17 protein-coding genes and 2 pseudogenes are annotated in these 13,718 nt (G+C 70.7%); 13 read left to right on the top strand and 6 right to left on the bottom strand.

Going from position 1 to position 13,718, the window contains the following annotated elements; genetic code table 11:
• Positions 1-17: 17 nt before the first annotated feature.
• The 3 genes from MQE23_RS19880 to rpmB all read right to left on the bottom strand — a co-directional run bounded on the left by MQE23_RS19880 (position 18) and on the right by rpmB (position 1,248).
• On the bottom strand, positions 18-557 hold the full coding sequence (locus MQE23_RS19880) for a hypothetical protein (protein ID WP_243379728.1): 540 nt from the start codon (positions 555-557) through the stop codon (positions 18-20).
• Between the two features lie 149 nt (positions 558-706).
• Positions 707-1,012, bottom strand: coding sequence for a 30S ribosomal protein S14 (gene rpsN / locus MQE23_RS19875; protein WP_020271508.1), 306 nt, complete (start codon positions 1,010-1,012; stop codon positions 707-709).
• Positions 1,012-1,248 (bottom strand): 50S ribosomal protein L28, encoded by a 237-nt coding sequence (rpmB, locus tag MQE23_RS19870; RefSeq protein ID WP_086561587.1) that lies wholly within the window; start codon positions 1,246-1,248, stop codon positions 1,012-1,014. Before rpmB ends, rpsN begins: the two co-directional genes overlap by 1 nt.
• Before the next feature lie 63 nt (positions 1,249-1,311).
• Here rpmB and rpmG point away from each other — a divergent pair, with 63 nt between their 5' ends.
• The 5 genes from rpmG (at position 1,312) to MQE23_RS19845 (ending at position 4,036) form a co-directional block, all read left to right on the top strand.
• Positions 1,312-1,476, top strand: a complete 165-nt coding sequence (rpmG, locus tag MQE23_RS19865; RefSeq protein ID WP_010044249.1) for a 50S ribosomal protein L33 — start codon at positions 1,312-1,314, stop codon at positions 1,474-1,476.
• Positions 1,477-1,478: 2 nt separating this feature from the next.
• Entirely contained in the window at positions 1,479-1,727 is a 249-nt protein-coding gene (locus MQE23_RS19860) for a type B 50S ribosomal protein L31 (RefSeq protein ID WP_020271510.1), read from the top strand.
• A 4-nt stretch (positions 1,728-1,731) separates the two neighbouring features.
• Entirely contained in the window at positions 1,732-2,961 is a 1,230-nt protein-coding gene (locus tag MQE23_RS19855) for a GTP-binding protein (RefSeq protein WP_037668132.1), read from the top strand.
• 6 nt (positions 2,962-2,967) lie between these two features.
• On the top strand, positions 2,968-3,201 hold the full coding sequence (rpsR, locus tag MQE23_RS19850; RefSeq protein ID WP_020271512.1) for a 30S ribosomal protein S18: 234 nt from the start codon (positions 2,968-2,970) through the stop codon (positions 3,199-3,201).
• Positions 3,202-3,817: 616 nt separating this feature from the next.
• A complete protein-coding gene (locus MQE23_RS19845) occupies positions 3,818-4,036 on the top strand; it encodes a DUF397 domain-containing protein (RefSeq protein ID WP_050810297.1) in 219 nt (72 codons plus the stop codon).
• Positions 4,037-4,128: 92 nt separating this feature from the next.
• On the opposite strand, the gene MQE23_RS19840 is transcribed toward MQE23_RS19845, so the two are convergent.
• Complete coding sequence (locus MQE23_RS19840; protein ID WP_020271513.1) at positions 4,129-4,626, bottom strand: ATP-binding protein; 498 nt, start codon at positions 4,624-4,626, stop codon at positions 4,129-4,131.
• Between the two features lie 364 nt (positions 4,627-4,990).
• Here MQE23_RS19840 and MQE23_RS19835 point away from each other — a divergent pair, with 364 nt between their 5' ends.
• From MQE23_RS19835 to MQE23_RS19820, 4 genes and pseudogenes are all read left to right on the top strand, one after another.
• Positions 4,991-5,815, top strand: a complete 825-nt coding sequence (locus tag MQE23_RS19835) for a helix-turn-helix transcriptional regulator (protein ID WP_051185528.1) — start codon at positions 4,991-4,993, stop codon at positions 5,813-5,815.
• Positions 5,816-5,905: 90 nt separating this feature from the next.
• Positions 5,906-7,369 (top strand): aldehyde dehydrogenase family protein, encoded by a 1,464-nt coding sequence (locus MQE23_RS19830; protein WP_020271515.1) that lies wholly within the window; start codon positions 5,906-5,908, stop codon positions 7,367-7,369.
• 574 nt (positions 7,370-7,943) lie between these two features.
• Positions 7,944-8,255, top strand: a complete 312-nt coding sequence (locus MQE23_RS19825; protein WP_010044268.1) for a hypothetical protein — start codon at positions 7,944-7,946, stop codon at positions 8,253-8,255.
• Positions 8,256-8,390: 135 nt separating this feature from the next.
• A pseudogene (locus MQE23_RS19820) lies at positions 8,391-8,672 on the top strand (homocysteine S-methyltransferase family protein); the annotation flags it as partial.
• Between the two features lie 188 nt (positions 8,673-8,860).
• Here MQE23_RS19820 and MQE23_RS19815 read toward each other — a convergent pair.
• Positions 8,861-9,121 (bottom strand): annotated as a pseudogene (locus MQE23_RS19815) (transposase); the annotation flags it as partial.
• Positions 9,122-9,282: 161 nt separating this feature from the next.
• On the opposite strand from MQE23_RS19815, the gene MQE23_RS19810 reads away from it, so the two are divergent.
• The 4 genes from MQE23_RS19810 (at position 9,283) to MQE23_RS19795 (ending at position 12,268) form a co-directional block, all read left to right on the top strand.
• Positions 9,283-9,834 carry a DinB family protein gene (locus MQE23_RS19810; protein ID WP_020271518.1) on the top strand — a complete coding sequence of 184 codons (552 nt, stop codon included), beginning with the start codon at positions 9,283-9,285 and terminating at the stop codon, positions 9,832-9,834.
• Positions 9,835-9,844: 10 nt separating this feature from the next.
• Positions 9,845-10,486 (top strand): PadR family transcriptional regulator, encoded by a 642-nt coding sequence (locus MQE23_RS19805; RefSeq protein ID WP_020271519.1) that lies wholly within the window; start codon positions 9,845-9,847, stop codon positions 10,484-10,486.
• 73 nt (positions 10,487-10,559) lie between these two features.
• Entirely contained in the window at positions 10,560-11,510 is a 951-nt protein-coding gene (locus tag MQE23_RS19800) for a daunorubicin resistance protein DrrA family ABC transporter ATP-binding protein (protein WP_020271520.1), read from the top strand.
• A complete protein-coding gene (locus MQE23_RS19795; RefSeq protein WP_020271521.1) occupies positions 11,507-12,268 on the top strand; it encodes an ABC transporter permease in 762 nt (253 codons plus the stop codon). The genes MQE23_RS19800 and MQE23_RS19795 overlap by 4 nt, the downstream gene beginning before the upstream one ends.
• Before the next feature lie 18 nt (positions 12,269-12,286).
• Here MQE23_RS19795 and MQE23_RS19790 read toward each other — a convergent pair whose 3' ends face one another.
• On the bottom strand, positions 12,287-13,693 hold the full coding sequence (locus MQE23_RS19790) for a glutamate decarboxylase (protein WP_020271522.1): 1,407 nt from the start codon (positions 13,691-13,693) through the stop codon (positions 12,287-12,289).
• Positions 13,694-13,718: the final 25 nt, after the last annotated feature.

The following is a 13,718-nucleotide window of genomic DNA, read 5'->3' as shown; positions in this document are numbered from 1 at the left end:
CCGGCAAAACCCCGCTCCTACCCAAGGCCCCCCGTCGGCAGCCCCGTCGGCAGCTTCCCGCCCTCCGCCTTCTGGTACGTCTCCGCGCCGAGGCCGCCCTCCCAGGTGACCTTCAGGCTGCTCCCGTTCACGGAGTCGACCATGCCGGTCGTCCGGTCCTTGGAGCCGTCCGTGCACTTCAGGCGGATCATCCGCATCCCGGACTGCTCGCCCGCGGTGCCGGTGCACACGCTGCCGCCGGTGGCGAAGAGCGCGGCCTGCTTCCCGGTGATCACCAGGGCCACGGCCTTGCCGTCGGTCGTGGCGAGCCAGCTGCCCGCGAGCTCGCCCCCGGCCGACCCGTCGGAACCGGAACCGGAATCGGAGCTGGAGCCGGAGTCGCCGCCCGTGCCGACGGACGCCGTGGCGGACGGGGCCGGGGTGGACGCCGAGTCGTTCCCGGAGTCGCCGTCACCGCTGCACGCGGACAGGACGAGCACGCCCGCCAGTCCCGCGGCCGCCGCCGCGACCCGCACCCGCACCCGCCGACTCGCTCCCGGGCGACGCGAGAAGATCACCGAAGTCACTGCAAGCCCCCAAGCTGTAGCCGGCCGACCGGCCCCGGCGGAGCCTGCCGGCCCATGCCGGAACCCGCAGCAAGCTACCAGGGCCGGTCAAGAGGCCCCGGGGCGAACCCCCGAGGGCCTCTTACCGGCAAGCCCCCGGCTCACCAGGACGACTTGCGCACCCCCGGCAGATATCCCGCGTGCGCCTGCTCCCGCAGACTCACCCGGGACAGCCCGAACGCCCGGAAGTAACCGCGCGGGCGCCCGTCCACCTGGTCCCGGTTGCGCACCCGCGTGGCGCTGGCGTCGCGCGGCTGCCTGCGCAGTTCCGCCTGCGCGGCGAGCCGTTCGGCGTCCGTGGACGACGGCCGCCGGATGATCTCCTTCAGTTCGGCCCGCCGGGCGGCGTACCGCGCGACGACCTCCTGCCGCTTGTCGTTCTTCGCGATCTTGCTCTTCTTCGCCATCAGACCTTCACTCCCCGGGCGCGGATCCGGGCGACAGCCGCCTCGACCCCGATCGTGTCGACGGTCTTGATCGCCCTGGCGCTCAGCCGCAGGCGTACGTACCGGCCCTCGCTCGGCAGCCAGTAGCGCTTGGACTGGATGTTGGGGTCGAACCGGCGTGACGTGCGCCGGTGGGAGTGCGAGATGCGGTTGCCGAAGCCGGGCTGGGTGCCGGTCAGCATGCAGTGCGCGGACATGTGGTGACGTACCTCTCTGGCTCAGGAGATGTAAATGGAATTCATTTTCAGTAGCATAGCGGCATGGCACGCAATGAACTCCGGCCGGTCATCAAGCTCCGGTCCACCGCCGGGACCGGCTACACCTACGTGACCCGCAAGAACCGTCGCAACGACCCGGACCGACTGACCCTGCGCAAGTTCGATCCGGTCGTCGGCCGCCATGTCGACTTCCGAGAGGAGCGCTGACCATGCGCAAGGGAATCCACCCGGACTACGGTCCCGTCGTCTTCCGCGACCGTGCCGCGAACTACGCCTTCCTCACCCGCTCGACCATGACGAGCGAGAAGACGATCGAGTGGGAGGACGGCAACACCTACCCGGTCGTGGACGTCGAGATCTCCGACGTCAGCCACCCCTTCTACACCGGCACCGCCCGCGTCATGGACACCGCGGGACGCGTCGAGCGCTTCGAGCGCCGGTACGGAAAGAAGGGCTGACCCCGTGGCTGTCCCTCCTGGGCTCCCCGTCGTGATCGTCGGCGGGCTGCACGCCGACGCCCGCAGGGCGGCCGTGGCCCGCCTGCTCGCAGACGTGCCCGGCAGCGTCGCGCTCCACCACGACCTGGCGACGGCCGCGGCCGGCACGGTCGTCCGCACCGTCCGGGACGCCACCGGCGTCCTGGACGCGGGGGAGGCGCCGCTCGTCAACGACTGTGCCTGCTGCGCCCTGCGCGAGGACCTGGTTCCGGAGCTGGAGCGGCTCGCGGACGCCGGGCGGACGCCCTTGGCCGTCGTCGAGCTGTGGGACTCCGTCGAGCCCAAGGCCATGGCCGAGGTCGTCACCGCCGGCGGGCTCACCGTCACCGGCGTGATCACCGCCGTCGACCCGGCCCTGCTCCTGCCGTACCTCGGCAACGGCGACGACCTGGCCGACGGCGGTCTCGCCGCCGCCGCCACCGACCAGCGCACGGTCGCCGACACCTTCGCCCGCCAGCTGGAGTACGCCCCCGTCCTCGCGATCGCCGAGTCGCCCGAGGCCGACGACGAGGACCGCGAGCTGCTCGCGCAGCTGCACCCGACGGCCCGCCAGGTCCCGATCGGCCACGGTGACCTGGCGGGCGCACCCGCACCCGGCGCCTTCGCGGCGGACACGGCCGACGGCCTGACCGTGCCGGCCCCGCGGCGCCGCCCGCTCTCCCCGCTGGCCGAGGCCGCCCTGGCCGGCTTCGACGTGGAGTCGGCGGCGGCCGCCCAGCACCCGGCCTGCGCCCTGCTCCCCGCCGAGGCCGACGCGCACGGCGTCTCCACCCTGGTCTGGCAGCAGCGCCGCCCCTTCCACCCGGAGCGGCTCTACGCCGCCCTGGAGGACCTGACCTGCGCGGCAGCCCGCAGCCGGGGCCGGTTCTGGCTCGCCGACAAGCCCGACACGCTGTTCCACTGGGACGCCGCGGGCGGGGCCCTGTGCGTGGAGAGCGCGGGACCGTGGCTCGCCTCCCTGCCGGACGCGGCCTGGGAGATGGTCCCGCCGGTGCGCCGCGCCGCCGCCGCGCTGGACTGGCACCCCGAGCACGGCGACCGCGGCCAGCACCTGGTCTTCACCTCGCCCGGTCTCGACCGGGACGGCCTGGAGCGGCTGCTGGAGTCCTGCCTGCTGACCGACGCCGAGTACGCGGCCGGGCGCGACGCCTGGCAGCGGCTGCCGCACGCCTTCGACACCCTCCTGGAGGTCTGAACCGACATGCCCCGCAAGATCGACCGCAAGCCCGTCAAGAACCGTCCCAACCCGTTGGACCAGGCCGGGATCGAGTACATCGACTACAAGGACACCGACCTGCTGCGGAAGTTCATCTCCGACCGCGGCAAGATCCGCAGCCGCCGGGTCACCCGCGTGTCGGCCCAGCAGCAGCGGCAGCTGGCCCGGGCGATCAAGAACGCCCGCGAGATGGCGCTGCTGCCCTACGCCAGCCGCTGATGCCGTACGCCGGCCGCTGACCGTCCCGACCCGGGTGAGGTTCCCCACGCTTGACGGGTGGGGAACCTCATGCATCTGCCGCGAGGCCCCACGGGACGCACGCCGGGCGGTCCGTCAGGGCCGGTCGGCCGACCGCCTGTCCGGCGATGGTCCGACCTCGGTACCGGCCCCGAGGAGGACGTCACGGTCATCCGCGCGGCCCATTTCTCCCTGCTCCCGCAAGCGGCGGTCGTCTTCCGGATGGAGGCCTGCCGGCACTGCCGCAGCCCCCGCCCCCGCGTCCCCAGCTCCTGTTTCTCCCGCACGCCCCCGCGCGGTTCCTCGCGCCCGCAGCCGAGCGGATGCTCCGCCTCCATCAGACCTCCGCCGAACCCGCCGACTTCGTCGCCGGTGGCCGGGAACGCGTGGCCGGGCAGTCCCGTCAAACAGGCAAGAGCTTTCGGTAAAGCAGTCGTCAAAGCTGTAACCGGAGGACCACCCCGCGTGCACGTGCATCTGCCCATGCATCTGCACATGAACACAGCTATGATCCGGGTCAGTTGACCACTGCATCAATGGCCACACCAGCCAGTGCACCACCGGGGAGCGACCTGTGGACCACGACGTGTACAACGGTATGGCGGCCGCCGGGCTGCGTGGTGTGGCCTGGCAGAAGAGCCGGCACAGCAACTCGCAGGGCTCGTGCGTGGAGTTCGCCCGGCTGCCGGGCGGTGACGTGGCCGTCCGCAACTCGCGCTTCCCCGACGGCCCCGCGCTGGTCTACACCCGTGCGGAGATCGAGGCCATGCTGCTGGGCGTGAAGGACGGCGAGTTCGACCACCTGGTGGGGGGCTGACGCCCCGGCATCCCCTTCCCGAAACGGGGCAATCGGTATTCAACGCGCGGCGACGCGCGTAGAACCGCGGCGCACGGAAGCGCCGCGGTTTCTCATTCCGCGTGCGGCTCCGAACCGGGCCGCGGCAGCCGGAACAGCGCCCAGACCACCTTCCCGCTGAGCGCGCCCGCGAGCGGATGCCAGCCCCAGCTGTCGCTGAAGGAGTCGACGAGGAACAGCCCCCGGCCCGACTCGGCCGAGAAGTCGTCGGTCTCCCGCGCTACGGGACTGTCGTGACTGGGATCGCGCACCGCGCACACCAGGCGCTCGGTCCAGCGCATCAGGTGCAGCCGTACGGGAGGCTCCTGGCCGGTGGTGGCGCACCGGGTGCTCGCCGGCAGGCCGTGCCGCAGGGCGTTGGTGACCAGTTCCGAGACCACCAGGCAGACGTCGTCGAAACGGTCGCCCATGTCCCACTGGTCGAGCGTTCTGCGGGTGAACCGCCGTGCTTCGCGCACCGCTTCGTAGCGGGCGGGCAGAGCGCAGGAGGCGGCGTCGGACACGGCCGCGGGGTCCAGCGGCGGAAGGCCCTGCCGTAACGGCTCGAGCATGGTCGATCCATTCGTCCCCATGCGAGGCACTCCCGGGAATTCGCGGTCGGTGCGATGCGGCGGTGGTGCGGGACCATGGTTTCGGATGCGTACAGCAGATGCAAGGGCAGATGCACGTGCACGTGACCGGAATGAGTCGTCCCGTACCGCTTGTTGGTTAATTTTTCCGTCGTCTTCACGGCCCTGTCTGCCCGTTCGCTTGCCTCTTTCTTGAATCCGCGCGCGTGCGTCCCCTGTCTCGATTCCGTTTCCGTAACCGGACGAGTACTGCTCGGAGTGTTTTAGTGGCAGACTTCGGCCCCTGAAGACGTTGGGGAGGCTGGCGAACGTGAGCGCGGGAGAGCCGGGATCGGTGGTGCGGCGCATGCTGCTCGGATCACAACTCAGGCGACTGCGTGAGGCTCGGGGCATCACGCGCGAGGCGGCGGGCTACTCGATCCGCGCCTCCGAGTCGAAGATCAGCCGGATGGAGCTGGGCCGGGTGAGCTTCAAGACCAGAGACGTCGAGGACCTGCTCACGCTGTACGGCATCACGGACGAGCAGGAGCGCGCCTCCCTGCTGTCCCTGGCGAAGGAGGCCAACGTCGCGGGCTGGTGGCACAGTTACTCGGACGTGCTGCCGAGCTGGTTCCCCACCTACGTCGGCCTGGAAGGCGCCGCCTCGCTGATCCGGGCCTACGAGGTGCAGTTCGTGCACGGCCTGCTCCAGACGGAGGCGTACGCGCACGCGGTGGTCCGGCGTGGCATGCAGGGCGCCAGCGAGGCCGATGTCGAGCGGCGCGTGGCGCTGCGCCTGGAGCGGCAGAAGTACCTCGTCGACGAGAGGGCGCCCGACTTCCACATCATCCTGGACGAGGCCGCCCTGCGCCGCCCCTACGGCGACCGCGAGGTGATGCGCGGCCAGCTCCAGCACCTCATCGAGATCTCCGAGCGGCCCAACGTACGGCTCCAGGTGATGCCGTTCAGCCTCGGCGGCCACTCCGGCGAAAGTGGCGCGTTCACGATCCTCAGCTTCCCGGAGTCCGACCTCTCGGACGTCGTCTACCTGGAGCAGCTCACCAGCGCGCTGTACCTGGACAAGCCCGAGGACGTCGCCCAGTACGAGAAGGCGCTCAAGGAACTCCAGAGCGACAGCCCGGGCCCTTCGGAGAGCCGGGACCTTCTCCGGGGGCTCCTCCAACTCTCCTGAAACCTCCAACTCTCCCGAAACCTAAGTACGATGACGTGTGATCAGATCGTGAAGGCGCGATCGAGGGTCTGCTAGGGATCGAGGGATCACATGTCGTCGTCCTACTTCACCGACCTTGCACAGCAGTACATCGACGGTGAGTGGCGCCCGGGTACCGGCTCCTGGGACATCATCGACTTCAACCCGTACGACGACGAGAAGCTGGCGTCGATCACCATAGCCACGGTCGACGAGGTCGACCAGGCGTACCAGGCGGCCGCCCGCGCCCAGAAGCAGTGGGCCGCGACCAACCCCTACGCCCGCCGTGCCGTCTTCGAGAAGGCCCTGAGGCTCATCGAGGAGCGCGAGGCCGAGATATCCGAGGCGATCATCGCCGAGCTCGGCGGGACGCGTCTGAAGGCCGCCTTCGAACTGCACCTCGCCAAGGAGTTCCTGCGCGAGGCGGTCCAGCTCGCGCTGCGCCCCGAAGGCCGGATCCTCCCCTCGCCGGTGGACGGCAAGGAGAACCGCGTCTACCGCGTGCCGGTCGGCGTCGTGGGCGTGATCAGCCCCTTCAACTTCCCGTTCCTGCTCTCGATCAAGTCCGTCGCCCCGGCGCTCGCCCTCGGCAACGCCGTGGTGCTCAAGCCGCACCAGAACACGCCGATCGTCGGCGGCGCCCTGGTCGCGAAGATCTTCGAGGACGCGGGGCTGCCCGGCGGTCTGCTGAACGTCCTCATCACCGACATCGCGGAGATCGGCGACGCCTTCCTCGAGCACCCGATCCCCAAGGTCATCTCCTTCACCGGCTCCGACCAGGTCGGCCGGCACGTGGCGACCGTCTGCGCCCGGCAGTTCAAGCGCTCGGTCCTCGAACTGGGCGGCAACAGCGCGCTGGTGGTCCTCGACGACGCCGACATCGACTACGCGGTCGACGCGGCCGTCTTCAGCCGCTACGTCCATCAGGGCCAGGTCTGCATGGCCGCCAACCGCGTCCTGGTCGACCGGTCCGTCGCCGACGAGTTCACCGAGAAGTTCGTCGCCAAGGTGAAGACCCTCAAGGCGGGCGACCCGCGCGACCCGGAGACCGTCATCGGCCCGGTCATCAACTCCTCGCAGGCGGACGCCGTCGCGGGCGTGGTCGAGCAGGCCCTCGCCGAGGGCGCCACGGCCCTGGTGCGCGGCGGGCGGACCGACAACCTCGTCGAACCGTCCGTGCTGACGGGCCTGCCCGCCGACTCGGCCCTGCTGCGGCAGGAGGTCTTCGGCCCGGTCGCGTTCCTCGTCCCGTTCGACGGCGAGGAGGAGGCCGTACGCCTCGTCAACGACACCCCGTACGGCCTGAGCGGCGCCGTGCACACCGCTGACATCGAGCGCGGCGTGAACTTCGCCAAGCAGATCGACACGGGCATGTTCCACGTGAACGACGGCACCGTCCACGACGAGCCGATCGTCCCGTTCGGCGGCGAGAAGCACTCGGGCCTCGGCCGGCTCAACGGCGAGACGATGCTGGACTCCTTCACCACGCTGAAGTGGATCTCCGTGCAGCACGGCCGGAGCGGCTTCCCGTTCTGAGGGTGTTCGGGCCATGAGGGCCGACCTTGTCAGTGGCCTGAAGCCGCCTCGCTCCAGGCGACGAGAGCCGCGCCCAACTCGGTCCCGAAGGTGAGCTCCCCCATGGCGGGTGTTCGCGCCCGCCGCAGGAGTGCGCGTAGGACGTCTCCGAACGGCTTGTCAAGGAGCGCCGCCGCCGTCGGGGTTGCAGTCGAGGGCCTGGATACCGGTGTGGCGGTTGGGGCTGTTCAGCGGGTGGTAAGGGTGCGGTCCGGGGAGGTCGACGGGTCGGGCGAGGCAGAACGCGGCCGCGAGCCAGGACCCGGGCCCGGCCCCGCCCGACGCAGCACGGAAACGCCGCACAGTGCCGCGCCGTGCCGTGCCGTTCGACGCCAAGTGGCAGGGTGACGCAGGACTTTGACGGAAAGCCAGACATGGCCGCGCCGACTTGATCTTGTCTTGGCCCTGATGAAAGGATTCTTTCATCCTGTATCCCCCCACATTCCCGCAGACAGGAGCTTCTGTCATGAGAACTCTCGGGTTCGCTGGAAAGTCATGCGCCGCCGTCGCTCTGGCCTGCGCGGCCACGCTACTGATGCCGGCCACACCGGCCTCCGCCGAGGACTGGGACCGGAGCTGCTACAAGATCTCGGCCCCCTACAAGGGCATCAGTGAGATCATCGGCGCGGCCAGCAAGACCAGCAGCAAGTGCAGGGACGCCACGATATCCCTGCTGCGCCACCGCTGGTACGGCTGGGAGGAGATGGACTGGACCCCGCTCGAGAGCGGCTCCAAGATCGCGTATTGGAAGTGCACGGGTTCCGGCACCTACACCTACAAGACCGTCGTGGGCGTCGACTCCAACCTCGCCACCTATGAGAGCGCCGAGCGCCGCTTGACCTGCTGAGGACGGACCGGCGGGGCCGGCCCGGGGTGGCCGGCCGCGTTCGTCACCTCACGGGGCCGTACACGGCGCCGTCACCACAGGCCTCCCACATACCGGACATGGCGGGCCGCTCACACCCGCGCTTCGACTGCCGTCGGCGGCATGTCCAACCAGTTGGATTCCGCCGGGCACGACCTGAGCGACGAGCTGTGGCCGACGCGGCTGCTCGCCGAGCGGCCCGAGGCGATCGCCGAGGCGCATCTCGCCTGGTGTGAGGCTGGCGTGCGCGGGCGGCCGAGCAATCGCCGCGAGCGTGGGCATGGTTCGCGAGAGCGCGCACCGGGCCCAGGCAGAGCCCCGCTGTGGGGGGCGGCGCCCGTCGGCCCCTACGGGGCGATGCTCGCCGACGGCTCCGAGTACTGCGGCCGGTACGGCCTGATCTCGGCCTGCGAGCCGCGGTCGCTGTGATGGATCAGGCTGGAGTCCTTCTTGATCCGGCGTCATCCACAGCGCTATCTCCGGCGCGTCCAGCGGAACAGGCCACCGCGAGGACCTAGGGGGCTTCTGATGCCCAGTCCCTCCAGAGCCGTGCGCGGTTTCGGGCTGCCCGACAGCAATCCGGATGGGCACTTCCAGGAGCGCGGGATGTACAGCTCTCGGTCCACCGCCGCGTGTCCCCGCTCGTCGGCGTAGACGAGGTGGACGGCGACCCGGGAGTTCTCGATCCGCCCGGCCGTTCCGGAGTGCTGGTGCTGGTGCTGGACCCCGACCGTGTCGGCGCCCTTCTTCACGTCGCCGGTCTCGTCGACGACCAGCATCGCTGCCTCGTCATGGAGGTGCTCGACGATGTATTCGCGCACGTCGTCGCGGACGGCGTCGGCATCCCAGACGACGGGCGGGCCGGGCGGTTGGTGCTCGGCCCGCTGTCGGACTGGAGGGCTCTCTCGCTAAGAGCGGCTGTCCTTGCGGACAGAAACTGACCGCAAGGGTGCGTAGCTTCGTCGGTGTCAGGGGGAAGAGGCCCCCGGGCCGACGAAAGGCGGCGGTCATGGTCACTCACGTTCCCGCGGAGGCACACGGCGACGAGCGCGGAGCGCTGCTTTCCTTCATCGAGGAGCAGCGCGGCGGCATCCGGCGGGCGGTGCTGGGTCTGACCGACGAGCAGGCCATGAGCACGCCCAGCGCCAGTGAGCTGTCGCTCGCCGGGCTGCTCAAGCACGTCGTCGAGGTCGAGCAGTTGTGGCTCGCCCTGGCCAAGGGCGAGCCGCCGGCCGTCGAGCGGGACCAGAGCAACTGGCACGAGTGCTTCCGGCTGGTGAGGGACGAGACCGTCGAGTCGCAGCTGGCGTACTGGGAGAAGGTCGCCGCGGAGACGGAGGCCTTCATCCGCTCGGTGCCGAGCCTCGACGACACCTTCGCGCTGCCGCCCCAGCCCTGGTTCCCGCCGGACGGGCGGGTCTCCATGCGCTGGCTGTGCCTGCACCTGATCCGCGAGACGGCCCGGCACGCCGGCCACGCCGACGTCATCCGCGAGTCGCTCGACGGCCGGACGGCTTTCGAGCTGGTGGCCGAGGAACAGCGGGCGGTGGCCGAGGCATAACCTTGGCCGCATGTCAACGATCCGCCTCCTCGTGCTCGGCGCGGTCCGCATGCACGGCCGCGCCCACGGCTACCAGGTGCGCAACGACCTGGAGTACTGGGGCGCGCACGAGTGGTCCACGGCCAAGCCCGGCTCGATCTACCACGCCATGAAGCAGATGGCGAAGCAGGGCCTGCTGCACGCGCACGAGATCGCCCCGTCCACGGCCGGCGGCCCGCCGCGCACCGAGTACGAGGTCACCGGGCAGGGCAGCGAGGAGTACTTCCGGCTGCTGCGGGAGGCGCTGGTCACCTATGACCAGCGCGCGGACGCGAAGACGGCGGCCGTCGGCTTCATCGTCGACCTGCCGCGCGCCGAGGCGGTCGCGCTGCTGAAGGAGCGCACCCTGCGGATCGAGCAGTGGCGGGCCTCCGTCCTGGAGCACTACGTCCCCGAGGAGGGGCCCGGCCAGCTGGGCCACATCGGCGAGATCATGAACATGTGGGTCCACACGGCCGACTCCGAGGCCGAGTGGACCCGCGGTCTCATCGAGCGCATCGAGGGCGGCGCCTACACCTTCGCCGACGAGGGTGACCCGTTCGTCGGGCTCCTGGCCGAGGGTGAGGAGAACCCGTACGCCACGGGGGAGCCGCACCCCGGGGACGCGCTCTAATCAAATTTGACGAGTGGCTCGGACGGGGTTACGTTCGAGCTTGTAGTCAAGTTTGACTAGCAAGGGAGTCCCTGTGGCCGACACGGCGATCACCGTCGAAGGCGCGGAGAAGAGATACGGCGACAAGAAGGCGCTGGACGGGCTCGACCTCACGGTCGCGCGCGGCACGGTGCACGGGGTGCTCGGCCCGAACGGCGCGGGCAAGACCACCCTGGTGAGGATCCTGTCCACACTGCTGCGCCCCGACGCGGGCCGGATCGAGGTGGCCGGGCACGACGTGGTGCGCGAGGCGTACGCCGTGCGGCTGCGGATCGGCCTGCTCGGCCAGCACGCCGCGCTCGACGAGGAGCTCGGCGGGCGGCAGAACCTGGAGCTGTTCGGCCGGCTGCACCACCTGGGCGCGCGGCGGGCACGCGCGCGTGCCGACGAACTCCTGGAGCGCTTCGGTCTGGCCGGCACCGGCCGCAAGGCGGTCCGGCAGTACAGCGGTGGCATGCGGCGCCGCCTGGACCTCGCGGCCTCCCTGATCACCGAACCGGAGGTGCTGTTCCTGGACGAGCCGACCACCGGCCTCGACCCGCGTGGTCGCGCCGAAGTGTGGGACTCCGTCCGCTCCTTGGTCGGCGGCGGTGCGACGGTCCTGCTCACCACGCAGTACCTGGAGGAGGCCGACCAGCTCGCCGACCGCATCTCGGTCGTCGACGCCGGCCGGGTCATCGCCGAGGGCACGGCGGACGAGCTGAAGGCGCGGGCCGGCGGCGACCGCATCGACGTGGTCCTGCGGCACGCCGGCCAACTGGGGGCCGCCGTCGCCCTGTTGCCCCTCACCGGGGTCAGCGTCGACACCGACCGCCGGCTGCTGAGCGCCCCGGTGACCGACCGCATGGAGGCGCTCTCCGGGGTCGTACGGGCCCTTCAGGAGGCCGGGATCGAGGCGGAGGACGTCGCGCTGCGCCGCCCGACGCTGGACGAGGTGTTCCTGCACCTGACCGGAGACGACCGCCGAGTGAAGGAGGCCGCGTGACCGCCCACGCCCTGACCGACTCCTGGACCATGACCCGCCGGGAACTCGCCCGCTGGGGGCGGCAGCCGGTCCAGCTGGTCGTCAACCTCGTCTTCCCGGTGATGCTGCTGCTCATGTTCGGCTACCTGGTCGGCGGCGGCCGGGGCGTGGGCGGCGAGTACCGCGACTATCTGATCCCCGGCATGCTCGCGCTCACCATGGCCTTCGGCCTGGAGGGCACGATGCTCGCCGTCACGCAGGACCTCAACAAGGGTGTGATCGACCGCTTCCGCGCCATGCCCATGACTAACGGAGCGGTACTGGTGGGCCGTTCGGCCGCCGACATGCTCCAGTCGGCGATGGCCCTGGTGGTCCTCATCGGCGTGGGCGCCGCCCTGGGCTGGCGGACCCACGGCACTCCGGCGGCCTTCCTGGGAGCCGTGGGCCTGCTGCTCCTGTTCCGCTTCGCCATGCTGTGGATCGGCATCCACCTGGCGCTGGTGGCCGGGAAGCCGGAAATGGTCCAGGCCGTGCAGATCCTGGTCTGGCCGGTCGGCTTCCTGTCCAACGCCCTGGCCCTGCCCGACACCATGCCCGGCTGGCTCGGCACGGTCGTCGAGTGGAACCCGATGTCCCACACGGCCACGGCCGTACGGGACCTGTTCGGCAGCCCCGGCGCGGAGTCCGGGCACGTGTGGGCGGCGATCGTCTGGCCCCTGGCCCTGCTGACGGTGTTCTTCCCGCTGGCGGTACGGAGGTTCGGGCGGCTGAGCCGCTAGTCATGGAGTCCTGAGCCGCTAGTGGTGGAACCCGGTGGCCGCACCCTTGTCCCGGGTGAAGGGGCGCTGCTGCCGGCGCAGTTCCGGCAGCAGCCGTTCCAGGTCCTGCGTGAGAAGCTCGGCGAGGTCGGCCGAGAACCCGTTGCGGCACACCACGCGCAGCACGGACAGGTCCTCGCGGTTGGCCGGGAAGGTGTACGCGGGCACCAGCCAGCCGCTCTCGCGCAGCCGCCGCGAGACGTCGAAGACGTCGTACGCCGTGACGTCCGGCGCGGTCGTGAAGGCGAACACCGGCAACTGCTCGCCCCGGGTCAGCAGCCGGAAGTCGCCCAGCGCCTCGATCCGCGCGGCCATGCCCGTGGCCACGTCCCGCGCGGCCTGCTGCACGGCCCGGTAGCCGTCCCGGCCCAGCCGCAGGAACGTGTAGTACTGGGCCACGACCTGCGCGCCGGGCCGGGAGAAGTTGAGCGCGAACGTCGGCATGTCGCCGCCCAGGTAGTTCACCCGGAACACCAGCTCCTCCGGCAGCGCCTCCGCGTCCCGCCACAGCGCCCAGCCCACGCCCGGGTAGACGAGGCCGTACTTGTGCCCCGAGGTGTTGATCGACGCCACCCTCGGCAGCCGGAAGTCCCACACCAGGTCCTCGTCGAGGAACGGCGCGACCATGGCACCGGACGCCCCGTCGACATGCACGGGGATGTCGAGCCCGGTCCGCTCCTGCACCGCGTCCAGCGCCGCGCACAGCTCCGCGACCGGCTCGTAGGACCCGTCGAAGGTCGAGCCCAGGATCCCGACGACCCCGATGGTGTTCTCGTCGCACAGCTCGGCCGCTGCCTGCGGATCCAGGTGGAACCGCTCGCCCTCCATGGGGACCAGCCGGGCCTCGACCTCCCAGAAGTTGCAGAACTTCTCCCAGCAGACCTGCACGTTCACGCCCATCACCAGATTCGGCCGTGCCCCCGGGTACCGGTCGGCGTTGCGCCGCGCCCACCGCCGCTTCAGGGCCATCCCGGCGAGCATGCACGCCTCGCTCGACCCGGTCGTCGAACAGCCCACGGCCGCCGCCGGATCGGGCGCGTGCCACAGGTCGGCGAGCATCGCCACGCACCGCCGCTCCAGCTCGGCCGTGCGCGGGTACTCGTCCTTGTCGATCATGTTCTTGTCCCGGCACTCCGCCATCAGCACCCCGGCCTCCGGCTCCATCCAGGTGGTGACGAAGGTGGCGAGGTTCAGCCGCGCGTTGCCGTCGAGCATCAGCTCGTCGCGCACCAGCTGGTGGGCGGTCACCGGCGCCATGGGCTGGTCCGGGAGCCGGTGCGTGGGCGGGGCCTCGGCCATGTCGCCGAGCGGGTTGGCGGGGCCGTAGAAGGGGTTGACCGACAGGCGGCGTTCGCCGGGCCGGCGGGGGCCTTCGTTCAGTGGCATGAGGGGCTCCGGAAGGGTTGGCGGG

The sequence above is a fragment of the Streptomyces sp. HP-A2021 genome (genome assembly GCF_022807935.1).
Lineage (GTDB): Bacteria > Actinomycetota > Actinomycetes > Streptomycetales > Streptomycetaceae > Streptomyces > Streptomyces afghaniensis.
The sequence above is the reverse complement of the archived record's forward strand: the minus strand, read 5'-3'. Positions and strand labels throughout refer to the sequence as shown.

Bases quoted from the DNA above. Each gene is read 5' to 3' on its own strand.
- rpsN (WP_020271508.1), bottom strand. From the start codon at position 1,012: ATGGCGAAGAAGAGCAAGATCGCGAAGAACGACAAGCGGCAGGAGGTC.
- rpmB (WP_086561587.1), bottom strand. From the start codon at position 1,248: ATGTCCGCGCACTGCATGCTGACCGGCACCCAGCCCGGCTTCGGCAAC.
- rpmG (WP_010044249.1), top strand. From the start codon at position 1,312: ATGGCACGCAATGAACTCCGGCCGGTCATCAAGCTCCGGTCCACCGCC.
- MQE23_RS19860 (WP_020271510.1), top strand. From the start codon at position 1,479: ATGCGCAAGGGAATCCACCCGGACTACGGTCCCGTCGTCTTCCGCGAC.
- rpsR (WP_020271512.1), top strand. From the start codon at position 2,968: ATGCCCCGCAAGATCGACCGCAAGCCCGTCAAGAACCGTCCCAACCCG.
- MQE23_RS19845 (WP_050810297.1), top strand. From the start codon at position 3,818: ATGGCGGCCGCCGGGCTGCGTGGTGTGGCCTGGCAGAAGAGCCGGCAC.
- MQE23_RS19840 (WP_020271513.1), bottom strand. From the start codon at position 4,626: ATGCTCGAGCCGTTACGGCAGGGCCTTCCGCCGCTGGACCCCGCGGCC.
- MQE23_RS19835 (WP_051185528.1), top strand. From the start codon at position 4,991: ATGCTGCTCGGATCACAACTCAGGCGACTGCGTGAGGCTCGGGGCATC.
- MQE23_RS19830 (WP_020271515.1), top strand. From the start codon at position 5,906: ATGTCGTCGTCCTACTTCACCGACCTTGCACAGCAGTACATCGACGGT.
- MQE23_RS19825 (WP_010044268.1), top strand. From the start codon at position 7,944: ATGCCGGCCACACCGGCCTCCGCCGAGGACTGGGACCGGAGCTGCTAC.
- MQE23_RS19810 (WP_020271518.1), top strand. From the start codon at position 9,283: ATGGTCACTCACGTTCCCGCGGAGGCACACGGCGACGAGCGCGGAGCG.
- MQE23_RS19805 (WP_020271519.1), top strand. From the start codon at position 9,845: ATGTCAACGATCCGCCTCCTCGTGCTCGGCGCGGTCCGCATGCACGGC.
- MQE23_RS19790 (WP_020271522.1), bottom strand. From the start codon at position 13,693: ATGCCACTGAACGAAGGCCCCCGCCGGCCCGGCGAACGCCGCCTGTCG.